The 24,015-nt window shown below is 41.4% G+C and carries 19 protein-coding genes; 11 read left to right on the forward strand and 8 right to left on the reverse strand.

Annotation, left to right across the window (positions count from 1 at the left end):
- Window positions 1-408: 408 nt before the first annotated feature.
- Window positions 409-1,800, reverse strand: a complete 1,392-nt coding sequence (locus tag BLQ57_RS11175) for a hypothetical protein (RefSeq protein ID WP_092824094.1) — start codon at window positions 1,798-1,800, stop codon at window positions 409-411.
- A gap of 83 nt (window positions 1,801-1,883) precedes the next feature.
- Here BLQ57_RS11175 and rbfA point away from each other — a divergent pair, with 83 nt between their 5' ends.
- Both rbfA and BLQ57_RS11185 read left to right on the forward strand, forming a co-directional pair.
- On the forward strand, window positions 1,884-2,276 hold the full coding sequence (rbfA, locus tag BLQ57_RS11180) for a 30S ribosome-binding factor RbfA (protein WP_087939577.1): 393 nt from the start codon (window positions 1,884-1,886) through the stop codon (window positions 2,274-2,276).
- 14 nt (window positions 2,277-2,290) lie between these two features.
- Entirely contained in the window at window positions 2,291-3,517 is a 1,227-nt protein-coding gene (locus tag BLQ57_RS11185; RefSeq protein WP_205635623.1) for an FtsX-like permease family protein, read from the forward strand.
- Between the two features lie 5 nt (window positions 3,518-3,522).
- On the opposite strand, the gene BLQ57_RS11190 is transcribed toward BLQ57_RS11185, so the two are convergent.
- Window positions 3,523-4,734, reverse strand: a complete 1,212-nt coding sequence (locus BLQ57_RS11190) for a tetratricopeptide repeat protein (RefSeq protein WP_169712743.1) — start codon at window positions 4,732-4,734, stop codon at window positions 3,523-3,525.
- Between the two features lie 144 nt (window positions 4,735-4,878).
- Between BLQ57_RS11190 and BLQ57_RS11195 the strand changes: the two genes are divergently transcribed.
- The 3 genes from BLQ57_RS11195 (at window position 4,879) to BLQ57_RS11205 (ending at window position 8,544) form a co-directional block, all read left to right on the forward strand.
- Window positions 4,879-5,478, forward strand: coding sequence for a hypothetical protein (locus BLQ57_RS11195; protein WP_087939580.1), 600 nt, complete (start codon window positions 4,879-4,881; stop codon window positions 5,476-5,478).
- Window positions 5,479-5,548: 70 nt separating this feature from the next.
- Window positions 5,549-6,661, forward strand: a complete 1,113-nt coding sequence (gene solA / locus BLQ57_RS11200) for an N-methyl-L-tryptophan oxidase (protein WP_087939581.1) — start codon at window positions 5,549-5,551, stop codon at window positions 6,659-6,661.
- 92 nt (window positions 6,662-6,753) lie between these two features.
- Window positions 6,754-8,544: an ABC transporter ATP-binding protein gene (locus BLQ57_RS11205; protein ID WP_087939639.1), complete on the forward strand. Its 1,791-nt coding sequence runs from the start codon at window positions 6,754-6,756 to the stop codon at window positions 8,542-8,544.
- Window positions 8,545-8,563: 19 nt separating this feature from the next.
- Here the strand turns inward: BLQ57_RS11205 and BLQ57_RS11210 are convergent, their stop codons facing one another.
- Complete coding sequence (locus tag BLQ57_RS11210; RefSeq protein WP_087939582.1) at window positions 8,564-9,232, reverse strand: class I SAM-dependent methyltransferase; 669 nt, start codon at window positions 9,230-9,232, stop codon at window positions 8,564-8,566.
- 156 nt (window positions 9,233-9,388) lie between these two features.
- On the opposite strand from BLQ57_RS11210, the gene BLQ57_RS11215 reads away from it, so the two are divergent.
- Window positions 9,389-10,759 (forward strand): exopolysaccharide biosynthesis polyprenyl glycosylphosphotransferase, encoded by a 1,371-nt coding sequence (locus BLQ57_RS11215; RefSeq protein WP_087939583.1) that lies wholly within the window; start codon window positions 9,389-9,391, stop codon window positions 10,757-10,759.
- A gap of 109 nt (window positions 10,760-10,868) precedes the next feature.
- On the opposite strand, the gene BLQ57_RS11220 is transcribed toward BLQ57_RS11215, so the two are convergent.
- Window positions 10,869-11,783 carry a universal stress protein gene (locus tag BLQ57_RS11220; RefSeq protein ID WP_087939584.1) on the reverse strand — a complete coding sequence of 305 codons (915 nt, stop codon included), beginning with the start codon at window positions 11,781-11,783 and terminating at the stop codon, window positions 10,869-10,871.
- A 199-nt stretch (window positions 11,784-11,982) separates the two neighbouring features.
- Between BLQ57_RS11220 and BLQ57_RS11225 the strand changes: the two genes are divergently transcribed.
- The 4 genes from BLQ57_RS11225 (at window position 11,983) to BLQ57_RS11240 (ending at window position 18,730) form a co-directional block, all read left to right on the forward strand.
- A complete protein-coding gene (locus tag BLQ57_RS11225; protein WP_169712744.1) occupies window positions 11,983-12,522 on the forward strand; it encodes a 2'-5' RNA ligase family protein in 540 nt (179 codons plus the stop codon).
- 486 nt (window positions 12,523-13,008) lie between these two features.
- A complete protein-coding gene (locus BLQ57_RS11230) occupies window positions 13,009-16,146 on the forward strand; it encodes a SusC/RagA family TonB-linked outer membrane protein (protein ID WP_087939586.1) in 3,138 nt (1,045 codons plus the stop codon).
- A 12-nt stretch (window positions 16,147-16,158) separates the two neighbouring features.
- Window positions 16,159-17,646 carry a RagB/SusD family nutrient uptake outer membrane protein gene (locus BLQ57_RS11235; RefSeq protein ID WP_087939587.1) on the forward strand — a complete coding sequence of 496 codons (1,488 nt, stop codon included), beginning with the start codon at window positions 16,159-16,161 and terminating at the stop codon, window positions 17,644-17,646.
- Between the two features lie 151 nt (window positions 17,647-17,797).
- Complete coding sequence (locus tag BLQ57_RS11240; protein WP_087939588.1) at window positions 17,798-18,730, forward strand: hydrogen peroxide-inducible genes activator; 933 nt, start codon at window positions 17,798-17,800, stop codon at window positions 18,728-18,730.
- On the opposite strand, the gene BLQ57_RS11245 is transcribed toward BLQ57_RS11240, so the two are convergent.
- The 3 genes from BLQ57_RS11245 to BLQ57_RS11255 all read right to left on the reverse strand — a co-directional run bounded on the left by BLQ57_RS11245 (window position 18,731) and on the right by BLQ57_RS11255 (window position 20,365).
- Window positions 18,731-19,213: a copper resistance protein NlpE gene (locus BLQ57_RS11245; RefSeq protein WP_087939589.1), complete on the reverse strand. Its 483-nt coding sequence runs from the start codon at window positions 19,211-19,213 to the stop codon at window positions 18,731-18,733.
- Between the two features lie 21 nt (window positions 19,214-19,234).
- Window positions 19,235-19,837, reverse strand: a complete 603-nt coding sequence (locus BLQ57_RS11250; RefSeq protein ID WP_087939590.1) for a hypothetical protein — start codon at window positions 19,835-19,837, stop codon at window positions 19,235-19,237.
- Window positions 19,838-19,912: 75 nt separating this feature from the next.
- Complete coding sequence (locus BLQ57_RS11255) at window positions 19,913-20,365, reverse strand: DUF1569 domain-containing protein (RefSeq protein WP_087939591.1); 453 nt, start codon at window positions 20,363-20,365, stop codon at window positions 19,913-19,915.
- Window positions 20,366-20,536: 171 nt separating this feature from the next.
- Here BLQ57_RS11255 and BLQ57_RS11260 point away from each other — a divergent pair, with 171 nt between their 5' ends.
- A complete protein-coding gene (locus BLQ57_RS11260; protein ID WP_087939592.1) occupies window positions 20,537-21,319 on the forward strand; it encodes an undecaprenyl-diphosphate phosphatase in 783 nt (260 codons plus the stop codon).
- Window positions 21,320-21,429: 110 nt separating this feature from the next.
- Here the strand turns inward: BLQ57_RS11260 and BLQ57_RS11265 are convergent, their stop codons facing one another.
- Complete coding sequence (locus BLQ57_RS11265; protein ID WP_087939593.1) at window positions 21,430-23,868, reverse strand: alpha/beta hydrolase family protein; 2,439 nt, start codon at window positions 23,866-23,868, stop codon at window positions 21,430-21,432.
- Window positions 23,869-24,015: the final 147 nt, after the last annotated feature.

Genomic DNA, 24,015 nt, shown 5'->3' on the forward strand with positions numbered 1-24,015 from the left:
TTTCATATGTTTATAATTTGATTTTTAATGGCCACAACTTGTCCCGAGTATCGGGGTGGAATCTTCGCAAGCATTCCCCGATCCATCGGGGCATACCACTGTGTGTCGCTTTGGGTCATGCTCGATTTCATCTGTTTGATAATTAAATTCTAAAGGTCATAACTTGTCCCGAACTTGATTCGGGAGATTCTCGCAAATTTTCCAATCATCCCAGTGTGTCTTGCTTGCGTCATGCAAAGAGAAGAATTAGGTTATCAGCTTTGGAGCTTTTATTTGTATGGCGATTTTGCTAGATCAGTCTCCAACTTATCCACGAATTAGTGGTTTTTGAAAAAATATCAAAATATTGTTTTGAAATTCATTCATGATCGGCTTGATAATCTACGGAAAGGATTTCAGGACCATTTATTACTTGATCAATCGATAAACTCCTTTTTCTGCTTGGCTGTATTCTCTCTGCAGCTCGGGATAGTCTTTTAGAATTTTTTCAAAAACTCCCTCTGTATCCAAGATGACAGGAGGTCTTTGGGAGTGAATCATCGTGAAAAGTTGGGCTCTTTGTGCAAGATTTCGCCCTTGCTCTAGATATAATTTGCTCAAGTGAAAATTGAGAAAGGGTCCCTTGAGCTGGGAATTCAGATAGCCACTCAGATCGTCGCCCAAAATCATGAGGCCTTCGGGATAGCTTTCTGAGGGGTTCTCGTTTTGCACCAAGTAGTTTTCATTGATCTCCTGTTTGGTATTCATCAGCCACCAGCTTGTCAACGGCATCAAAATCGTTAGTAAAAAGAAGGATAGCTTTATAAGCACCTTTTTTTTGATTTGTAAAAAGAATGAAGTGATTAAATAACTCAGCGTTGGGAGTAGGCTTACCCATTGGTATGTTGCCTGTCGTTTGGCAAAAAATATAGCGATCCCAGCAAAGAGCAGCCAAATGATTAGAATTTGTCGTTGCTTCTGCTGATTGATGGTGGCCACTCTTTTGATGGAATTCAGGAGGAAGCCAGTAAGAGCTAGAAGCAAAGGAAATGCTCCCAAAATCAACCAGAAGAAATAGGATTGATACAGGTATTTCTCTGACAAAAAGATCAAGGGCCAAATTTGGATTGCCTCATCTAGCCCATCATTCCAATAATAGAAAACGGAAATCAGTAAAAGCGGCAATAAGTAGCCCGCCAAGGAGAGCATCAACTGCCTAAAACTAAAACTACTGATCGCGATCCCCGAAAAGATCATAAAGGGTAGAAAAACCACATAAATGGGATGAAAACCGCAAGCGAGTCCACCATAGATACCGATCAAAAGGGTAGATTCACTACTGTCTTTCTGAAGAACTGTTTGTGAAAAAAGTTGATTGAGCGCCAGCAGAAGGAAAGTACTTCCCAATAAAGCTGGAGTAAGTGAAAGCATATCAAAGCTCAGGTGAAAAAGAGAAAGGAGAACAATAGCAGGTAGGTAGGTGTTTTCGTCAAAAACCCGATAGCGAATCAGGGTATTGTTCCAATAGACCACCTGAAACAAAATCAACAGTCTTCCTAGCAGTTCGTAGGCCAAAATGCTCTTTCCAAATAGAAAATCAAGCAGTACAAAAAAACCGGCAGATAGTGGGCCGTTGTCATCGATGATGTCTTGATAGAGAAAATATCCATCTCCCAATCGCTCCCCAAGCAGCATCCAGCTCAGCTGTGGAGCAGTCAATTGAAAATCAGAAAACACTAAATACAACACACTCCACAATAAGAGGAAAAGACTCACCCCAATGAGTCGGAAAGGATCGTTTACTTTGAAAAATTGGTACAAGGTGGATGGAGTTCTATATTGCTATGGGACGAAATTAAAGCTTACCCAAGTATTTCGCTAAATTTGTACCATAAATACTTCATATGGAAAGCAAAAGACAACAAAAACACGCAAAACTCCTTCAAAAAGAACTTGGGGAGATCTTCCAAAAAGAAGCACGCCATCTTGTGGGTAAAGCGATGGTGACGATTACCCGCGTCATGGTCAGTCCAGACTTAGGTGTGGCAAAAGTATATCTGAGCTTCCTGCTCACTGATCCTCAGCAGACCTACGAATTGATCAATGATCATAAAAAAGAAATTAGGCTATACCTGAGCAAGAGAATTGGTAAGTCAGTGCGGATTATCCCTGAGTTAGCATTTTTTCCAGATGATTCCGCCTCTTATGCACAGCATATGGATAAGGTGATTGGAAACTTGAATATCCCTCCTGCTCCCGAAGAAGAGGAGGAAGATGAGGACGAAGACGATAATTAAGCTAATCAAGAAGATTGAATCTCAGCTATTTCATAGCCGCCCGGTATTTCCGGAGTAAAAAAAAGCGGAATTTCATCACCGTACTTTCCACCATTTCTATGGTGGGAGTGGCGGTAGGAACCATGGCTTTGGTGATCGTCATGTCCGTTTTTAACGGGCTGGAAGATTTGATTAGGGGATTATTTGCCAGTTTTGATGCCGAAATTAAAATTGAAGCCGCTGTCGGGAAAAGTTTTGAAGTCGATGAACAATGGCTTGGAGGCATTCGGAATATAGAAGGGGTAGCCGTTCTTACCGAAGTGATCGAGGACCATGCACTTTTGGACTATCGGGGCAATCAGATGGTGGGCACTATCAAGGGCGTTTCGGATAATTTTCTACAGCAAGATAGGTTCTCCAGAGGTTATTTCTGGGGAGATACTACGTTGGGTACTGAAAAACAGCCCGCTGCCATTCTCGGGAGAGGGGTAGCATTTTTCCTATCGGTCAATTTGGATGACTTCAATGTTCCTTTAAAGGTTTTCTATCCTCGGGCTCCGCGTAGTGCCGGTACTTTGGATCCGTCTCAATTGTATTCTTCTGCCATTTTGGATCCAGTAGCTTTTTTTTCGGTAGAGCGGCAATTTGACGATGAGTACATCATCGCACCTCTTCATTTCACCCGGGATCTTTTGAATTATGGCAATAGACGTACTTCTTTGGAAGTAAAGGTAGCCGAAGGGTATCAGATCAAATCGGTCCAAGATCAATTGAAGGCTCATTTAGGGGAAGATTTTTTGGTTAAAAATACTGATGAGCAGCATGCGGGACTTCTTCGTACGGTGAAGTTGGAGAAGTTATTTGTGTTTTTGACTTTGACCTTTATTCTGGCTATTGCTTCGTTCAATATTTTCTTTTCACTAAGCATGCTGGCCATTGAAAAGAAAAAAGACATCGCCATTCTCAAAGCTATGGGTGCACCGGAGCGCCTGATTAGAAGAATATTTTTAAAACAAGGAGCGCTAATTGCCCTGACAGGAGCAGTGATTGGATTGATACTAGGTTATTTGGTTTGTTATGCTCAGCAAAGTTTCGGATTAGTCTCTTTAGGGATATCCTCAGCGGTTGTGGATTCTTATCCGGTAAAAATGATATTTTGGGATTTCATCTGGATCAGTTTAGCAGTTATTGGAATTACACTCTTGGCCTCTTGGAGACCAGCATGGATCGCTTCTCGAGTGGATACGGTAAGGGAGCTGTAGGGCTATTACTCACAGATTTTTTCTAAAACAGGTTTGGCCTCTTCCATGCCAAGGAGTAAAGCCCTTTTCAAATCATTACAGGCCTCATTAGATTTTTTGATTCGGTGCATCGAAATGCCGCGGTGATAATATCCCGATGCATCCTGTGGATCTATGGCGATCACTTGGGTGAAATCTGCGATTGCTTGTTCTATTTTGCGCTGATGGTAGCGGCTTTGTCCTCGACCTAAAAATAATTCGGGATTCTGATCACTGAGACGAATGGCTTCGGTAAAATCATTTTCTGCCTTCTCCCATTCTTCTAATTTTAAAAAAGCATTCGCCCGATAATTCCAGTTTTCTGGATCTTCGAGGTCCAAGGATATGGCTTGGGAGAAATCTTCGTTAGCTCCCTCAAAGTCCCCGTGGGTAAGTCGATGGTAGCCTCGGAGTTTCCATACTTGAGGATTTTCGGGTTCATCCGAAATGGCCTGTGTGAGTCCTTCTAAGATTTCACTGTCTCCCCCGTCTTTTATTAAACTGATGCGTTGTCTTGCCAGATAATGTTTGGGCTGGAGCTCCAAGGCATTTTTTAAGGCCAACAAAGCCTCTTCATTCCGTCCTATTTCCATTAAGGCTTTGCCCCGCTCGGCATGATAATCCGCCTCGGCTGGATTTAATGAAATTGCTGAGTCCAAGTAGTCGAGTGCCTTCGAGTAGTCTTCTAGGCCTATGCGGCAAAGACCAATATGATAAAGAACCCCGGATGGGTTTTCCGATTGGGGAGTGAAGATTCCCGAGAAGCCACTAGCAGTGGAAGATCTCTTGTATATGATTTGTGTGGTTTCCCCCTTTGGGATTTTCAAGTAAGTCTGAAAATCTTGCTCTGCAGCTTCAAATCGCTCCATTTTCAACTGTAGTCTTCCACGGCTCATATAGACTCCGGCGAGATCGGGATTTAGTCTTAGGGCGAGGGAGTAATTTTCTAAAGCCAAAGGGAAGCTTTGACTATCAAATTTTTCAGTGACTTGACCCATGTACCAATAGCCGTTGGGGTCCTGAGGGGATTCTTTTATCCATTCGTTAAAATGTATCCAAGCTTTGGGGTAATCCTCCTCATTAAATGCCTCCAGCCCCAAATCATAATTGGACTTGAATTCTTCCCTTTGAGCCATTGCCAAGTGTCCCCCATGAGACATGAAAATCATCAAAACCAGAATTCTTATCATTATTTTCATTCTATCTAAATTTTTGAAAATCAGCCATATCATTTACCAAATAGGCTAATTTTTAGAACCTCTTTCAAAAAAACATCCTAATTTTGTCCTTAGGCACATTTATTGATTTTCAGCAATCGCCCCAGCCTTACAAATATACACTACATGAAAAACGTAAACAGAAGCACTCTATTCTTTCTTTTATTCGCCCTTACTTTTACTGCCCAAGCGCAAAGCACTTCAGAAAACCAAAATTCACTTCAATCCGGGACTATTGACAGTCAGTTTGAGTATGTCTATGAAGTTTCTAATAACTTTCAGGAATACAAAGTAGTCAAAAGGAGTAATCTTGATCAGCTCAAATCCAATATATTGGACTCTATGCAGACCATGCGAGCTGAAGTGCTTGAGCTAAAAGGTCAAATCGGTAGTTTAAATGACTCTATTGCTGCCATCAATGTCCACCTCAATCAATCTGAATTGGAAAAGCAAGAGGCTATTGATGCCAAGGATAATTTTTCCTTTTTGGGAATTGCTATTCATAAGGCTGTTTACTCGTCCATCATGTGGATTTTGGTAGGAGGTTTGGCGATTGCGCTAGCATTTTTCTCTTTTCAGTATTTTAGAAGCTTTAAAAAGATCAGAAAAGCTCAACGAGATTTGACCGATGTCCAAGAGGAATTTGATCAACATAGAAAAAACACCTTGGATCGAGAGCGAAAACTCAAGCGAGAGCTCATCGATGCACAAATGGGCAAATCCTAATAAAAACTAGACGGCTTACCCAAAGGCAAAACCAAAGCCTTCAAACACCGGCAAATTCAGGCTGATAATTATGAAAGAATATAATACGGTAGTCATTGGATTGGGTGCTGTGGGTTCGGCCGCGCTATATTTTTTGTCCCAAAGAGATCCAAATGTTTTGGGGATTGATCGATTTGATCCTCCTCATATCATGGGCTCTTCTCACGGAGAGACACGAATATCTCGACTGGCAGTGGGTGAAGGGAAAGAGTATGTGAAATATGCCCGTAGGTCTCAGGAAATCTGGAGAGATCTCGAGCAGCGAAGTGGGGAGAGGCTTTTTAATCAAGTGGGTGGACTTTTGGTGGAGTCTGGATCCCAGCCATGGATCAAATACGGAGGGGCAAGTTTTTTTGAAAGTACCTGTCAAATCGCCAAAGAGGAAGGGATTACTCACCACTTGCTAGATTCTATAGAGCTCAAGAAGCAGTATCCCAGTTTTCAATTGGACGAGAAGGCTCGTGGCTATTTTGAATCAGAGGCTGGATTTGTTTTTCCAGAAAAAGTCATTCAGGTCCAATTGAACTTAGCAGAAAAAAATGGTGCAAAAATTAGAATCAATCAAGCAGCCACCTCTCTAAACCAAAACAACGGATGGGTAGAAATCTCACTTTCACAGGAAAAAATCCGTGCTAAAAAAGTCATACTTACTGCAGGGGGTTGGGTCAAGGATTTTTTGGGAGAAGATGCTCAAGAGAAATTTAAGATTTGCAGGCAAGTTCTTTATTGGGTAAAACTGGGAAAAAATAGTCCATTGAAAGACCTGAAGTCTGTATTTATGTGGGGCTATGGCTCTCAATCCTCTGATTTTCTTTATGGTTTCCCCAGTTTGGATAGAAAAAGTATCAAAATTGCCACCGAACAATTTGAAGAAGTGGGGCATCCTGACGATTTGAAAAGAGCAGTAGATCGTCGAGAGGCCCAGCGTTTTTGGGAAGAAAAGCTGAAAGGAAAATTTCTTGGATTTGAGCCTGAGATTCTAAAGAGTGAGGTCTGCTTTTACACGATGACGGAGGACGCAAAATTTGTTATAGGTCCACATCCCCAAATGGACCGTGTTAACTATGTATCGGCCTGCTCAGGACATGGCTTCAAGCATGCAAGTGCTCTGGGAGAGCAGCTTGCCCAAGAAGGACTCTGCTAGGTTTTTCAAATGAAGATAGGTATGGCTTGGCGTAATTTTTTCATTGGATTCCTGTGAAAAGGGCTAATTTTGCAGGTCGAATCAAGAAAGGGATGGCGAAAAAAAGAGGAAGTGCTTTAGAAGAGCATGAAAAGCGGCGATTGAACAAGCAGAATTTCCAAAAATTAGGAGGTATTTTCCAATTTATGCTGCCTTATAAGGGGGTATTTATTTTAGGATTGGCATTTTTGCTTCTTTCCTCTTTGACGCTTTTGACTTTTCCCTTTGTAGCAGGTAAGCTAATCGATACTGCACAGGGTGGAGAGTGGATTGTCTCGGATATCAATTCGATTGCATTGATGTTAGTGGGGATTTTGGCGGTGCAGAGTGTCTTTTCTTTTTTCCGAGTTTGGACTTTTGCTTTGGTTTCGGAGCGGTCGATGCGAGATATTCGGCAGGCCTTGTATGGCAAACTGCTTCGTCTTCCGATGACATTTTTTGATCAGCGCAGAACCGGCGAGCTCATTTCCCGAATTTCAGCAGATGTGAGTTTGCTTCAGGATACTTTTTCGGTGACTTTGGCTGAGCTTTTTCGTCAGATGATCACTTTGGTAGCTGGTGTCGCTTTCTTGATTTTCACCACACCCAAGTTGACCCTCTTTATGCTGGGGACTTTTCCGGTTTTGGTCTTGTTGGCGATGATCTTTGGAAAGTTTATCCGCAAGCTGTCAAAAAAGACGCAGGATGAATTGGCCTCAGCAAATGTGATCGTAGAGGAAACCCTGCAATCCATAGCCACAGTCAAGTCTTTTGTAGGAGAAGCCTATGAGTCTGCCCGATATTCTAAAGGCTTACATAATGTCGTCACCATTGCTCTCAAGTCGGCCAAATACAGAGGTGCATTCATTTCTTTTGTGATTTTTGCACTTTTTGGAGGGATTGTCGCGGTGATGTGGTATGGAGCAGGATTGGTGGCTTCGGGTGAAATGAGTATTGGTGAGCTGGTTTCCTTTGTCCTTTACACCACATTTATAGGTGGTTCTATCGCGGGACTCGGTGATATCTATGGTCAGGTACAGAAGGCTATAGGTAGCTCAGAGAGAGTTTTGGAGATTTTGGACGAAGATTCTGAGGTAGCCGATGGGCAGCAGCAGGCGAATTTCCAAGGTAAAATCGAATTTGATAAGGTTAGGTTTCATTATCCCACACGACCTGAAGTGGAGGTCCTCAAGGAACTCTCATTTTATGTCAACCCCGGGGAAAAGATTGCTTTGGCCGGACACTCTGGAGCTGGAAAATCTACGATTATTCAACTACTTCTCAGATTTTATGAAGTTGGATCTGGACAAATCAAGGTCGATGATCTCAGTCTAGATCAATGGAATCTGGAAGACCTCCGATCCAATATCGGGATGGTTCCTCAGGAAGTGTTGCTATTTGGCGGGTCTATTCGTGAAAATATCGCGTACGCCAAGCCTTCTGCCACAGAAGAGGAGATTATCTCTGCGGCTAAAAAGGCCAATGCCTGGCAGTTTATTTCCCGATTTCCCGAAGGAATGGATACCCTTGTCGGGGAGCGAGGGGTGAAACTTTCTGGAGGACAGCGTCAGCGTGTAGCTATTGCAAGGGCCATTTTGAAGGACCCTTCGATTTTGATTCTGGATGAGGCGACTTCTTCTTTAGATGCAGAGTCCGAGTCTTTGGTTCAGGAGGCACTTGATGAATTGATGAAAGGGCGAACTACGATCATAATCGCGCATCGATTAGCGACAATCCGAAAAGTAGACCGAATCTACGTCTTGAGCGAAGGAGTAATCGTCGAGCAAGGAAGTCATCATGAGCTTTTGGAGCAGGAAGAAGGATTCTATGCCAATTTGGTCAGGCTTCAATTTGCTGATGCATAGGATTTTTTAGACAGCCTGTTCAAAAATTGTGCGCAGTGATGGACTTGGTCATGCCGAGGACTTTTTCAAGATAGAGATTTGCTTCTGGAAAAAGTGCTTGCATTTCGCTTTGGTCCAAGAGTCTAATTTCTTCCAAATATTGCGCTGCAGCCGTAGGTGACCATCGATGAAGACGACTAAGCTTGGTTTTTGTCAAAACATTGAATAGAAGATTTTTCGGCCAATACTGGGCAAAGGGTAAAGCGTAATGTGCCTCTATTGGAAAATAGCGATTGGGGGTCTGTACGAAATACTTTTTCCCTATTCTTTGGATTTCTGAGGCCATTTTTTGCTGATTTTCTAAGGTGTAAAGGTGCTCTATTACCGAATTTGAAAAAACCAGATCGAAGGAGCCCTTCGTATATAGAGACAGATCGGTGGCATCGCCAATGGTACTGATCAGCTTTGGATGTGATGTAGGTGTAGTGCTTAAGTTGACTAAAGTGATCTGAAGCTGTGGTAAATTAAGAAGATTGCTGTTTTTCCAGAAATCAGCAGTGCCTCCCACATCAAGTATCCGAATAGGCTGGTTTGGAGAAAAGTAACTAAAAAAAAGTGATTCAAATACAGCTTGACGCTTTTGACGAAATTTGGCGCCGAGGGAGTTGGGATTTTCAGAGGAATCAAATAAATCAGAAAATAAATTCATGTGTGGCCGATTGGCTTTTTGCTTATAAATTAACAGTAAAAGTAATCATGCTTGAGGATTCTTTTCTTAATTTTGGGAACCAAATGAGCAATTCAATTTCAAGAAAAATTCTAGCTTGGTTTTTGAAGCTTCACGATTGTTTGTGTAAACATTTTTATGAAACGAAGATTTGACAAATATTTCCCTTGGTTATTTACGGCAAGTGATTTTGTAATTTCCTTATTTGCCTTACTTGCTTTGAACCTAATTCTAAGTGGAGTCGGTATATTCGATAGGGCCGAATTTGATGCATTTTTACCTCTGTCACTACTTTGGTTGTTGATATCGGGACTCAGGAAAGATTATAAGATCGGTCGGACGGACGAATACGATCGTACCTTGAGTCAGCTTTTGGTTACAGTTTTTTGGTTTGTAGGTGCCTCAGCGATTTTATGGTTGCCTTTTCAGACCCCAAGACTTCAGGTCCTACCAGTACTGACATTAGGATTGGGGATGCTGATTTTGATGGGAGGCTTTCGGGTCACCGTTCACATGTTATTGCGAAAGTACCGTGCAAAGGGCCACAATTTTCAAAATGCCGTCATCGTAGGTAAAGGTGGGACAAGTCCCAAACTTGCAGATGTATTTAGAATACGTAAAGATTTCGGGATTAATTTTTTGGGTTATTTTGATGACCAAGCGGATTGTAATCAGACCCGTGGGGGGATTTCTGATTTTTTTAATGAGGCCTCAGGTTTGGATTTGGACCTGATTTATATTCATGAGCATTTGGAGCCCAAAATGGTAAAAAAGGTCATTGACTTTGCAGATGAGCATTACATCAAAGTCAAGATGATTCCTGGCGGAAGCTTACAATTGGAAAAGAACTTGTCCTTTTCCAAATACGGTGAGTTTTTTGTCATTAATGTCAACGAGATTCCTCTTGACAGTCTATTCAATAGCTTGGCAAAACGTGCTTTTGACTTGATTTTTGCAAGTTTGGTAACCGTATTTATTCTTTCTTGGCTGATTCCTTTGGTAGGATTGCTGATCAAGTTGGAATCCAAAGGACCAATATTTTTTATTCAAAAGCGAAATGGTGTAAACAATCGTGAGTTTAACTGTCTGAAGTTTCGCTCTATGACGCCGAATGATTATGCCGATTCTCTGCAAGCTACTAAAAATGATCCTCGAGTGACACGTATTGGTTCATTCCTACGAACCTCTTCCTTAGATGAGATGCCTCAGTTCCTTAATGTTCTTTTGGGTGATATGTCAATTGTGGGGCCTAGACCGCACACGATTCCTATGAATAAAACCTTTAAGACTCAAATTGAGAGGTATAACTCACGACACAAAATTCGCCCGGGTATTACCGGCTTGGCTCAGGTGCGAGGCTATCGCGGGGAAATTGAAAATCCATTTCAGATTCGCTCGAGAGTGAGGCTTGACTCTTTCTATATCAACAATTGGTCATTTTTATTGGATATGGGAATCATGATAAAAACTATTCATGAATTACTCTTTAACAGGGAAAATGCCTACTAGTCTATCGGCTCGAGCTTAACTCGATTTAATTACCTCATTCGTATATTTTGATCATAAAAAAAGCCTCAGGATTCATCTGAGGCTTAATTGTTATGGATAACTCTGAGCTTTAAATTTTAAATAGGGCCTCAAAAAAGCCCATATTTTCCCCTTTCTGTTTGAATATGATCATCGGGAGGACATTATTGGCAGTGATGAGTTTTTCTGCGGTGCTTCCTAATAAAATCGCGGCAGATTTGGTTCTTCCTCTTGAACCCATGATGAACATATCTACATCTAATTTATGTGCTTCTTTCAGAAGTAATTCTCCCACATCTTCCCCATCATTGAGCACGAAAGTACATTCTAGGTCGGGATGATTGTGTTTGGAGACAAATTTTTTGAAGTCATTCTTCCCATGCTCTTTCATGATCTCAGAAAATTCGTCGAAGGTTTTTCCTGTTTTGGAATAGCCATGTGGTACATGATAGACGTGAACAGGGACTAGCTGAGCATTGACTTGGTCTGCAATTCGCTCTCCAAAAGCATAGATGAGGTGATTGTGATCGGAGAAATCGGTAGGGATCATGATTTTTTTAGGGAGACCGATAGGACGTTTTTCTTGAAGAAGCATGACCGAGCAGGGTGCTTTTTTGGCGACACCGTTAGAAAGCGCACCACTACCGCTGAGCGTTTCTTTTCTACCCATGATTAATAGGTCTACATCTTTGATTTTGGCCCAGCGGAGAAAAGTATCCAAGGGATGATCTCCCTCTTGGGCGATGATCTCAGTTTCTACTGTTTTCGGAAAGTTGTATTCATCCAATTTACCTTGAATTATGGCTTCTACTGTTTCGTCCCCAGAGGCCAGAAGATCAGGGTATTTCTGAGTCAATTCACTAGGTAAAGCTAGATCCTTAGAGACATGTAGGAAATAACAACGCTCAACTCCTAAAAACTCTAGGAATACAATAGTCTTTTTGATTAATATATCGTCCATTTCGGTCAGATCGAGTCCGACCATTACTTTTGAAAAAAACTTCATAGTGATTTGTTTTTGATAGGCTTAATTTAAAGGATTGATTCAGTTTATTAAACAGTTTTTTTGTTTTTGGCAGGGTAAGTTTTTTTCAAGGTAAATTTAGAAGATGAAATCATGGTTTCTGAAGTTTTATGTGCTTCAATATTCCTTGATTTAGAAAAGGAAAAGTAATGACAATTTGAAAAGGAGTAGCATGAAAGTAATGGATAAATATTTTTTGGCAGTACTGCCTCCTGCTGTTTATTTAGATCAAGTGGAGGAGTTGAAGCGGGTAATTCATGAAAAGTTTGGCTGTAAATATGCAAGGAAATCACCTGCCCATGTGACCTTGAAGATGCCTTTTTCCTTTTCAGCAAAGCGCGAGGAGCATTTAAAAGAAAGCTTGACTAGCTATTTTTCAACGCATCATTCTTTCAGGATAGGGATCAATCAGGTGGGGACTTTCGGGCGAAGGGTAATTTATCTAAAAGTAAATGCTCCCCAGGCCATGATTGACATTCAGGCAGGCTTAAAAACGTACTGCCAAAGAGAACTACATTTATTACCTGAACTGAGCGACAGAAACTATCATCCTCATATGACAGTAGCATTTAAGGATTTGAAGGCGAGTTACTTTGATGATTTAGTCAGGTTTTTGAAACTGCAAAAAGTGGGCTTTAGCTTTGATGTAGACCGGGTATTTTTACTCCGTAAAGCTCAGGGCATTTGGGAACCTATACATGAATTTGCTCTTTTAGAATAAAAATCCGACCTATTTTACTCTATTCACGTATTTTCTTATCCATTTGAGTAAAAAAAATGTTAAATACCTTATTTGGTTTTTATGGTATTTTAATGCTAAAAATTTTTCGGACAGCGGATAAAAATCGGACACTATCAAAATAAAATACTGTTTTCAATGTTAATATACGCCATTCGCGAAATTTTGTAAAGATTTGGTATTATCTATTAATTCATTAAAAATGTGTTATTTACGTTATATCGACTGTTTTATAATTTTTGAAGGGGTTTTATAGAATTTAATTCTGTTTTTATCCTATAATCTTGAAAAAAGTAAAATCGGACACTATTGAGATTTCTGTTTTTGATGTTAAATTTTGTGAAAATGATAATTATGAAATATTGTTCTGAATGACCTCATTCGACAAGAAAATTCCAAATTTGTTTAATGTATCATTTCATTTGCATCTTGCAGATTGAAAATTTAAATCATCTAAAATTTTAACCTATGAAGAAAGTTTTACTTGGTTTTGCTCTCACCCTAATGACTGTAATGTCGGTGTGGGCGCAAAACAGAACGATCACTGGTAGGGTAGTGGCAGATGATCAGCCGGAAGGCTTGATCGGTGTCAATGTCCTCGTGAAAGGTACGACGATTGGAGTAGTGACCGACCTAGACGGAAACTATTCTATCCTAGTCCCTGAAAGTGCTACGACCCTTGTATTTAGCTACATTGGCTACAGGAGTGTAGAGGAGCAGATTGGAAATAGATCTGTAATTGATCTGACGATGTCCTTGGATTCTCAGAATCTAGACGAAGTAATCATCACTGCTTACGGTGGTACAGCAGATAAAGGAAACTTTACCGGATCCGCAGTATCGCTGAAAGGTGATCAAATTGCCAACAGACCGATCAACAACGTGGTGAACGCTATCGAAGGTCAGTCTCCTGGTGTTATCACTACTTCCGCTTCTGGACAGCCTGGTTCTACCCCTGCCGTTCGAATCAGAGGTGTGGGCTCTGTAAACTCTTCTTCGGCTCCACTCTATGTGGTGGATGGTGTTCCTTTTGATGGAGACCTTTCCAATTTGAACCCTGAAGATATCGCAGACATGACCATTTTGAAGGATGCTTCTTCTACTTCACTTTATGGTTCAAGAGCAGCTAATGGTGTGATCATGATTACTACTAAGACGGGTAAGAAAGATCGTCCTACTGTAAACTTCAGAGTGCAGCAGGGTGTATCCGGAAGAGCACTTCCAGAATATAGCCGAGTAAATGCTGGTCAGTATTACCCATTGGTTTGGGAATCTTTGAGAAACTCACAATTGGGCCAAGGCGACTCAGCGGCAGAAGCAGCAGCATTTGCCTCTTCAGAATTGACCAATGTATTGGGATACAATATCTACAATGTGCCTAATGATCAAATCGTAGGTGCGGATGGAACGCTTAACCCAAATGCAGTGAACAATTTCCAAGGCCTCAACTGGTTTGACGAGTTGCAGCGTACAGGTGACCGTAAGGAATACAACTTGACTTATTCTGGTGCTACCGGCAAAACGGACTATTACACTTCATTCAACTATTTGAATGAAAAAGGATTTGTGATTCGATCTGACATAGAGCGATTCACCGGTCGATTGAATGTGAATACTCAGGCAACTGATTGGTTGAAGACAGGTATCAACTTGTCTGCTACTTTGACAGAAGGAAACAATGCAAGATCCGGCGGATCAAACAGCTTTGTCAATCCATTCTTCACTGCGCGTTCTATCGGTCCTATCTATCCTATCTATGCTCAAAATATGCAGACAGGTGGATTTGTACTGGATGATCAAGGAAATAGAATTTTTGATACCGGAGATTTGACTCAGTTTGGTCTTCCTAGGAGAGGTCCAGGTTCATTCCCAGGTCGTCACGTAATTCAGGAGACCTTGTTGAATGAAGACAGATTTGATAGAGATGCGATTTCTTCCAGAGCATATATGGAGGTGAAATTCTTGAAAGACTTTACTTTCAGAACCAATATTGCTACAGATATTACTTCATTACTCGAAATTGGGTACGATAACACGATTGTAGGGGATGGTGCACCAGCAGGCCGTACGCGTAGAGAAAATGTACGAACTAATTCTTTGACCTTTAACCAATTATTGACATACAGCAAAACCTTCAATGAGAAGCATTTTGTGGATGCATTAGTAGGTCATGAGAACTATGATTTGAGAATTAATCGTCAGTTTATCTCCAAGCAAGATCAAATCCTTGCAGGAAATATCGAACCGGATAACTTCGTGACGATCAACTCTGCTTCTGGCCGATTGGACAGAGAGACCATCGAGTCTTACTTCTCTAGATTAAACTATGTGTACGACGATAAGTATTCCTTCTCTGCTTCCTTGAGAACTGACGGTTCTTCACGCTTTGCAAAGGACGTAAGATGGGGTACTTTCTTCTCTGTAGGTGCTGCTTGGTCTATTGAACAAGAAAATTTCTTCAATTCAGACTATATTCAGTTGCTAAAATTGAGAGCTTCTTATGGTGAAGTTGGAAACAACTCTGTAGGTGGATTCTATCCTTGGCAAGCATTGTATGATTTAGGTTTCAACAACGCATCCGAGCCAGGTATCCTTCAGGCTTCACTTTCTGCTTTGGATTTGCAGTGGGAGTCTAACAATACCTTTGATATCGGTGTTGATTTCGCTTTCGGGAACAGATTCTCCGGTACCTTGGAGTATTTCAACAGAGAGTCTAGAAACCTATTGTTTGAAGTACCGCTTTCTTTGACTACTGGATTGGAAAATAGATTCCAAAATATTGGTACTATGGCCAACCGAGGTGTTGAATTCAGCATCGCTGGTGATATCATCAGAACAAACAACTTCAAGTGGACTGCAAACTTGAACATCTCTACCTTTGATAATGAGTTTAAGGAGCTACCATTCGATGAGCAAATCGTCGGTACCAAAAAGTATGTAGTTGGAAATGGTATCTACGATTTCTGGTTAAGAGACTGGATAGGTGTAGATCCACAGACTGGAGAAGGACTTTATCGAGTGGACGAGTACGATCCAAGTGATGAGAATCAGAAAATTGTAGGTCAGGATACGGTTACTACCCGATTCCAGGATGCAAGATTCCACTTTGCTGGTGATGCGATCCCTGATTTCTTTGGTGGTTTGAACAATACCTTTACTTACAAAGGGTTCTCTCTTAACGTTCTACTCAGCTTTGCTGTAGGAGGAGATATTTATGATGGAATCTACGCTGGCTTGATGTCTGCTGATCCTGATGGAGGAGCTCTTCATGTGGATATCTTAAACAGATGGCAGCAGCCTGGAGATGTGACTGAAGTACCTAAAATGGACGTGACAGGAGCAGCTCAAACTAACGTGGCTTCAGACCGTTGGTTAACCGATGCTTCTTACTTAAACCTACGTTCGATCAACCTTTCCTATACTCTTCCTAAGGCAACTTTGGAGAGATGGAAAATGAGAGGTGCTACAGTGTATTTGGCGGGTGAAAACCTAGGTTGGTTGTCCGGAAGAAGTGGTATGTATGTTTCCGGTACATTTAGCGGTACTACTGCAAATACTTTCACGCCGGCTAGAACTTTCACGCTGGGACTTAATGTGAACCTGTAATCTACCAAGACAATGAAAAAATTATTAAGCAAAATATTTCTTCTCGGTGCCATCCTAAGTTTTGGATGTGCTGAGGATTATTTAGATACTGTGCCTACGGATGCGGTATCTGAGACCGCGGTCTTTACGACCACCCAAAATGCCATGACGGCATTGAATGGTATCCACCGTTCCATGTTTATTCGCTACGATTCACAGGGTCAGCCGGGTGAAGGTGGTGTGATGATCATGAGAGATGTATTGGGAGAAGATGTGGTGATGACGACTACTGGTAATGGATGGTTTGTGTCAATTTCCAGATGGTTAAATCATATCAATGAAAATAGTGGTGATGTACGATTTGTATGGAGATTCTACTACAAAATCATTGGTAATGCCAATATGCTTATTGCCAACATCGATAATGCAGATGGCCCGCAAGCTGAAAAAGATGAAATCAAGGGTCAGGCTTTGGCATACAGAGCTTGGGCACATTTCAACCTGGTTCAGCTTTTTGCCGAGCGTTACAATCCAGGTGGAAGCAACGGTCAATTGGGTGTGCCAATCGTATTGGAGCCTATCACAGAAGGTGGTCCTCGTAATACGGTAGAGGAAGTTTACACACAAGTGAATACAGACTTGGATGCGGCTATCGCTCTATTGGACGAAAGCAGAAATGCTAAGTCTCACATCAATGTGAATGTAGCCCGAGGTATCAAAGCCCGTGTAGCTTTGACTCAAGGTAATTATTCACAAGCTGCTACTCTAGCTGCTCAAGCTCGCGAAGGATTTGAGTTGATGTCTTCTACTCAATTGTATGAAGGGTTCAACAATGTAGACAATCCTGAGTGGATGTGGGGAAGCCGTCAGATCGATGATCAGCAGACTTTCTTCGCTTCTTTCTTTGCGTACTTATCTGTTAACTTCAGTTCAACTAATATTAGAAGTAATCCAAAGGCAATCAACTCTGCCTTGTATGATATGATTCCTGAGTCTGATTTCCGTAAAGGCCTTTGGGATCCTAATGCTTCCGATCCTGCTTTGAGAGATCCATTCATCGATGAGGTGACTTTGTCTTCTTTTGCTAAGATCGACTATATGAACAGAAAATTTGTCGCTCAGGCGAATGCTTCTTCTGTAGGAGATGTACCTTATATGAGAGCGGCTGAGATGTACTTGATCGAAGCGGAAGCTTTGGCAAGAGCAGGTAATGATGGCCAAGCTGCACAAGCCTTGTTTAACCTGGTTTCTCAGCGTGATCCTGAGTACACGCTTTCTTCCAATACGGGATCTGATTTGATCGAAGAAGTAATGGTGCAGCGAAGAATCGAACTTTGGGGTGAAGGTTTTAGATTCTATGATCTAAAGCGTTTGAACCTGCCATTGGACAGAACAGATGCTAACCACGTATCTACTGTCATCAACGGTAAATTCGAAGAGCCAGCTGGGTCAAACAACTGGTTGTTTAGAATTCCAATCTCTGAATTGAATGCAAATGAGAATATGGTTCAAAACCCATAATTTCAATCAAAAATAAATCTTTGAAAAGTCCGGCTTTTAGTCGGACTTTTTTTGTGCATGTATGGGTTTGGATGATCGATTCGCTATCTTTTGATAGATTTCCGAACTCTTTCTACTTTTTATAACTTAGTCTTTTAATTGCAATTTCACTATGACCATACAGCAACTGGAATATTTGATAGCGGTGGATAAGCATCGTCACTTTGGCCAAGCAGCCGAGTCTTGCTTTGTCACCCAGCCTACACTCAGTGCGCAATTGAGCAAGTTGGAAAGGGAACTAGGAGTGATTCTTTTTGATCGGAGCAAAATGCCAGTAATTCCTACTGAAATCGGGGTTCAGATTATTGCCCAAGCCAAGAGGGTGGTTTCTGAAAGCCGGGGTGTCATGGAATTGGTGGCACAATTAAAAGGGGATATTTCCGGGGTGATCAAACTGGCCATTATTCCCACTTTGGCCCCTTACCTACTTCACCTGTTTATTCGGAGATTTTTAGAAAAATATCCTAATGTCAAGCTGGAAGTACAGGAAATGATCACGGAGGAGATTGTGAGGAAGCTTAAAAATGATGAATTGGATTTGGGAATAGTGGTCACTCCTTTGGGTGAAAATGGGATCGTAGAAAAGCCCATGTTTTACGAAAAATTTTATGCCTACTTATCCAAAGATCATCCACTACTTTCTCAAAAAGAGATCAAAGCAGATCAAATCAAATCCGAGGAACTTTGGATTCTGCAGCAGGGGCATTGTTTCAGAGATCAGGTCATTAACTTTTGTGATCAGACGAGTAGCGGACATGCCAATTTCCATTATGAAAGTGGTTCATTGGAAGGACTTAGAAATATGGTCAATCGCTATAAGGGGATGACTATGCTGCCTGAATTGGCAACTCATGAGCTTTCTGAGGAAGAAAAAACCCGGCTTAGGCCCTTTGCGGGAGAGCCTCCAATCCGGGAAGTGAGTATTATTTTAAACCGAAGTTTTTTAAAGCAAAAACTAGTGGAGTTGCTTTATACTGAAATCACGGCTACCATTCCTCAGGAGATGACCTCCAAGGCACATGGTAAGATAGTGAGGTTTAAATAATTACTGTTTCTTCAGAATATACAAATCAGCTAAATTCCCACTGATCCGATTTCCATCCTGATCCAGATGCCAGATTTGATTTTCCCCGACTTGATATTTTCCTGGAGATCCTTTAAGGCCGTCTAATTGGATAGACCGACCCTCCTTATCCCAGGAAAATTTTCCAGTGTATTCCTCTTCCAGAGCATCGTTTTTACCCAAGTAGTTGGTTTTATAGGAATAGGTACCGTCTTGATTTAAGGTCAGTTCCGTTTCGATCCCTTCACAATCCGCACAGGGTAGTGTGCCTCTATAGGTACCGTCCCAGTCCAGCGAATTCATAGAATTGTCCGCTGGGCTTGGATTCATGGGGACATCTATCGTTTCGGGGAAGTCATCCATCGTCACGTTAGATTCATCCTCCCTTCCTTCCTTTTCAGAGGAGGAGCTACAGCTAACTTGAAGGAAGGAAATGGACAGAATTGCGAAAAGTATTTTTTTCATAGTTATAAAGTTAAAAGGGTTTTATTCGGTAGATAAAGATAACTTTTTGTGACTGGCTTTATATCCTACTACTACTACAGTGGAAAGCTCTTTTTCTTTAAGCTCTCTGTAAAAAGCTCTATCTAGGTGTGCCAAGGTACGCTTATCTAATTCATCGTAAAGCCTCGCCCGTTCTAAATAATAGGAAGGAAAGTAGGGGTTTTTAGAAATTTTGCTGTTTAAATTTTTCAAGATTTTTAGCTCGGTATTAGGGAGATTGATTTGTTGGGAATTGCCGGAAGAAATTCTAAACTCCACATTTAAGATCAACCCCTGACCATTATATTCCGATGTGATCAGGTCAGCTTTGTTTTCAACCTGCATTAGTTGGACTACTCGAATGACCTCTTCTGCGAGTTGTTCATCTCCTGCAAGTATTTCTGGAGTAGATGCTATTTTCCCTTCCGAATCAAAAGTAAGCAAAGCTGAAACTGCGCCTTGTACTTCATTACCTCTTAATTCCTTGGAGTAGTGGAGGTTTTTAGATAAAAATTCATTGAATTTTTGATTGACTTTTGCCTCCTGAGCTGTGGCGATCCCTATGAGAAAAAAGGTGGTAAATAAGGAAAGAAGTAAATTCTTCATCGCATTTTAAGTTAGTCAAGATAAAAATTAGTGAATCCAATTAAAAAAACCTTGTGATTTTTAAAATTTAACATTTCACACCCCAAACTGTCTCAGGTGATGATCTAAGTGTTTATAAAACAAATTGCTCCATTCGGTGGCAGTCAGTGGACCAAAGGATAAAGATTCCTTTCCTTCAAAGTGATCCCGACCCAATTGCTGTGTGTGGTTCAGGTATTTGATTAATCTATCTTTTTCCTCTTCAAAATTTTTCCGCTCTTTGATCAAAAAAGCGGGTGCTGTGCGAAGATTCTTTTTATAAGGCACTTCATTGACAACGCCTTTTTTGACAAAAGTTTTAAGCAAAAAACGCATCAAAGCATTGGGCCTCTTGTGAATCTTGGTAAAAGCCATTTCGTAGGGGACGGAGCAGTGAGCGAGCATTTGATCTACGCTCATTTTTCCCCAAATGGCAGGACTATCGGATTTGAGCTGATTGATTCGCTCGACCAATTCGTCGGTGATTTTTGGATTGAAAATATCCTTCATAATGCTGCAGGCTTGTTTTATCGAATTTATGATATAATTCAGGGTTTCTCTATTTTTCTCCTAATTCAAAATTTATAGAAAATTAAGGTACGATTGTTAGGTTTACTTTTTTAATAATGCTGGTCAGACCCAATGGCTTTATTATTTTTGCCCTTCAAATAACCCATTGACATGACTTTATTTCAATCTATTATTATCGCCATAGTAGAAGGCCTGACTGAATTTTTACCCGTTTCCTCTACCGGACACATGATTTTAGCCTCAGCGGCCATGGGTATTCATGAAGATGAATTTGTAAAAACCTTTGAGGTATTCATTCAGTTGGGAGCTATCCTCGCCATAGCCTTGATGTATATCAAACGATTTTTCCGATCCTTGACAATTTATTATAAGTTGCTTGCGGCCTTTATTCCCACGGCTATTGTGGGGCTATTGGCGTATGATTTTATCAAAGGCTATCTTTTTAATCCGGTAGTGGTCTCTGTTTCCTTGATTTTGGGAGGGATTGTGCTGATTTTAATTGATAAAAAAGTAGTAAGTAAAAAGGCAACTCATGTGGATGTAGAGGAGATCTCTTATAAAAATGCCTTCTTTATCGGCCTATTTCAGTGCCTTTCTATGGTACCGGGTACTTCTCGTGCCGCTGCTACGATCATTGGCGGTGTATTCAATGGCTTGGATAAAAAGCAAGCGACAGAGTTTTCATTTTTATTAGCAGTGCCGACTATGATGGCAGCTGGAGGCTATGATCTATTCAGGTCGGAGTTGGTATTTACTCAAGCACAAATAATGATGCTGGCTGTGGGGTCTGGCGTGGCTTTTATAGCTGCTTGGATAGCAGTTAAATTATTTTTGAAATATGTGTCTAGCCATGGTTTTACAGCATTTGGCTGGTACCGAATTGCCCTTGGAATTCTCTTCCTGATTTTTATGTGGGGCACAGATTTGGGGTGATTGTAAAATAGGAATTACAGAATTTCAATAAATTGTAGAGTCAATTTCACAAAAAACCCTCCTCAAAATTCACTGAGGAGGGTTTTCTTATTTATTGATTATGAGCCGAATTACCTCGACGGTTCAATTTTATTTTTGTTTTTCACGTATTTATCCAGCCAGCTGTCCATTTCATACAAGGTGTGAAGAATAGATTCTTTGGCCGAATAGCCGTGACTCTCATGAGGAAGGAAAACCAATTTTGCCGTAGCACCATGACCTTTTAGGGCATTGTAATAGCGCTCTGACTGAATCGGGAAAGTCCCGGAGTTATTATCTGCTTCTCCATGAACCATCAAAATTGGAGTCTTCACTTTGTGAGCAAAGGAGAAAGGAGACATATTGAAGTAAACTTCAGGAGCTTCCCAATAGCTTCGCTGCTCATATTGGAATCCAAAAGGAGTCAATGTCCGGTTGTAAGCACCACTTCGGGCGATTCCCGCCGCAAACAAATCGGTGTGTGAAAGCAAGTTAGCGGTCATAAATGCTCCGTACGAGTGTCCACCGACGCCAATGCGATTTCGGTCACCGATGCCTAATTCGACAATGTGATCAATCGCCGCCTCGGCATTGGCTACCAATTGCTCGATAAAGTAATCGTTTGGCTCTTTGTCTCCTTCACCTACGATCGGCATCTCAGTCTGATCCATAATGGCGTAGCCTTGGGTCACCCAATAGATTGGAGAACCCCAGCTCAATCGGGTAAATCGATACTTCGACCCTCTTACCTGAGAAGCTATTTCGGCGGATTTGTATTCTCTAGGATAGGCCCACATCAATACAGGAAGTGGTGCGTCCTCCCCCGGTGTAAAGCCTTCTGGAGTATAAATCACCGCAGAAAGATCTAAACCGTCTTTACGCTTGTATTTTACCAATTGCTTGTTGATTCCTTTGATGGATTCATAGGGGTGAGTAAATGCGGTCACTTGCTGAGGAGCGATTCTTCTCTTGGTATTAACCAGCCAGTAATTGGGCTGTACATCAGTTCCTTCCTTAAGCGTGATAAATTCAGTTCCTTCCTCATCTAGTACCTTAACCACTCGCTCGTAGTATGGAGCTTGAGATCTCCAAAGGATGTTTTGTTCTTTCGTTTTGGTGTTGAAAGTAGAAAGGAAAGGCATACTGCCATCTGGGCTGCCTCCTTCGGAAGTCATGAAGATTAAATCCCCTTTTCTTAGTAGGACATTTTCTCCTAGGTCATTTTCGGTATAGATTGGACTTCCTGGATCATTGTAAATGTCATCATAAGACCTGTCAATAAGTACTCTTTTTTCCTGAGAAGGATTGGAAGGATTGATAACTGAGCGGATTTCTCTTCGTGCACCAAACCATCGCTCATTCAAAATAGCAAAATCATCAGTAGACCAAGCTACTCCTGCAAATCGTAAGGAAGTAGTAGCCAGTTTTTGTTTGCTTCCGGAGAAAGGAGCTGTAAGCGTGTAGACGATTTCTCGCTCTTCCATATCGACTTTGCCATCTCCACCGTCTTGAGCCTCGACCCAATACAAAACAGCCGGTTTATCCGCTCTCCAATTGATACTTCTTGGGCCAGTCACTGTGGCATCAAAGCCCGTAGGTCTTACTTCATCCAGAGGAATTTGGGCGAAAGTTTTTACTTTCTGTCCATCTTTTGACCAGATCTCTACATCGTATGGAAAGCGTGAAGCAGGCACCAAATAGGAGAAAGGCTGCTTGATAATATCTACCAGAATATAAGATCCATCAGGTGATAGATCAAAAGATTTGATCATGGCTTTTGGGCCAATAGCTTTTTTGCTCCCGTCCAGATTTACCAGCATCAACTGCGTATCCATGAAATAAGCGAAAAGTTGCTCATCGTAAGGATTACTCAATAGATCTTGGTAGGTTCTTGATGGAGCTGCATCGCCACTAGTTTCCTGAATGACGGGACCTGCAGGTGCGGCAGGTTCCTTAGGGAAATCTCCACGCTGAGGATTGTTAGCTTTGATTAAGATCTGATTTTCAGGTGTCCACGTCATGACATTGCCCATGACATCGTTTAGCATTGGCTCGGTCAGCTTTTTTGCCTCAAAAGTAGCCATGTCTACTACCCACAAGCTGATTCCTGTCGCTTCGGTATTGGTAAAGGCCAGGTATTTCTCATCTGTTGATAGTGCAAATCCACCCATAGCAGGTTTTGAAGGTAGTCCTTTGATCTGGATTTCAACTCCGCTTTTGGTCATCCGGATTTTGATATTTTCGATCGATCGGCTTCTTGATGGTCCGGACGTGGCTGGATTGATCCGCATTCCTGCGATTCTCAGTTCAGGCTGTGCAAGTTCCTCGATAGAAGGATTACCGGCACTTTCCAAAAGCATCATCCAATCTCCATTTTTGGAGAATCTGACAGAAGGGGTATTGGGAGCATTGACCAAATCCGCAATTGCCTTGGGCGGGGTTTGGTAGTTTTGGCCAAAAGCCGGCAATACTATAGCCGCCAAGAATAGCCAGAGTAGGGGTTGAAGTTTTCGTTTTAGGTTCATATTCATTTTATGATTTTAACTCTCTAAAATACAGAAATGCCTTTGACTATTTAAATAAATCTTCTTCAGTGGTCGATCTTGTGTTTTAATGATTCCACAGCGATAGGAGAAGGTTGCTAAGAATTGGAAATGGCGTTTTTTTGTAAGAAATAT

The organism is Algoriphagus faecimaris (genome assembly GCF_900101705.1).
Taxonomy (GTDB): domain Bacteria; phylum Bacteroidota; class Bacteroidia; order Cytophagales; family Cyclobacteriaceae; genus Algoriphagus; species Algoriphagus faecimaris.

Excerpts from the sequence above, each read along its gene's own strand:
- BLQ57_RS11260 (WP_087939592.1), top strand. The coding sequence starts at position 20,537 with ATGACTTTATTTCAATCTATTATTATCGCCATAGTAGAAGGCCTGACT.
- BLQ57_RS11265 (WP_087939593.1), bottom strand. The coding sequence starts at position 23,868 with ATGAATATGAACCTAAAACGAAAACTTCAACCCCTACTCTGGCTATTC.
- BLQ57_RS11235 (WP_087939587.1), top strand. The coding sequence starts at position 16,159 with ATGAAAAAATTATTAAGCAAAATATTTCTTCTCGGTGCCATCCTAAGT.
- BLQ57_RS11195 (WP_087939580.1), top strand. The coding sequence starts at position 4,879 with ATGAAAAACGTAAACAGAAGCACTCTATTCTTTCTTTTATTCGCCCTT.
- BLQ57_RS11190 (WP_169712743.1), bottom strand. The coding sequence starts at position 4,734 with ATGAAAATAATGATAAGAATTCTGGTTTTGATGATTTTCATGTCTCAT.
- rbfA (WP_087939577.1), top strand. The coding sequence starts at position 1,884 with ATGGAAAGCAAAAGACAACAAAAACACGCAAAACTCCTTCAAAAAGAA.
- BLQ57_RS11210 (WP_087939582.1), bottom strand. The coding sequence starts at position 9,232 with ATGAATTTATTTTCTGATTTATTTGATTCCTCTGAAAATCCCAACTCC.
- BLQ57_RS11240 (WP_087939588.1), top strand. The coding sequence starts at position 17,798 with ATGACCATACAGCAACTGGAATATTTGATAGCGGTGGATAAGCATCGT.
- BLQ57_RS11245 (WP_087939589.1), bottom strand. The coding sequence starts at position 19,213 with ATGAAAAAAATACTTTTCGCAATTCTGTCCATTTCCTTCCTTCAAGTT.
- solA (WP_087939581.1), top strand. The coding sequence starts at position 5,549 with ATGAAAGAATATAATACGGTAGTCATTGGATTGGGTGCTGTGGGTTCG.
- BLQ57_RS11250 (WP_087939590.1), bottom strand. The coding sequence starts at position 19,837 with ATGAAGAATTTACTTCTTTCCTTATTTACCACCTTTTTTCTCATAGGG.
- BLQ57_RS11230 (WP_087939586.1), top strand. The coding sequence starts at position 13,009 with ATGAAGAAAGTTTTACTTGGTTTTGCTCTCACCCTAATGACTGTAATG.
- BLQ57_RS11215 (WP_087939583.1), top strand. The coding sequence starts at position 9,389 with ATGAAACGAAGATTTGACAAATATTTCCCTTGGTTATTTACGGCAAGT.
- BLQ57_RS11205 (WP_087939639.1), top strand. The coding sequence starts at position 6,754 with ATGGCGAAAAAAAGAGGAAGTGCTTTAGAAGAGCATGAAAAGCGGCGA.
- BLQ57_RS11220 (WP_087939584.1), bottom strand. The coding sequence starts at position 11,783 with ATGAAGTTTTTTTCAAAAGTAATGGTCGGACTCGATCTGACCGAAATG.
- BLQ57_RS11225 (WP_169712744.1), top strand. The coding sequence starts at position 11,983 with ATGGATAAATATTTTTTGGCAGTACTGCCTCCTGCTGTTTATTTAGAT.
- BLQ57_RS11255 (WP_087939591.1), bottom strand. The coding sequence starts at position 20,365 with ATGAAGGATATTTTCAATCCAAAAATCACCGACGAATTGGTCGAGCGA.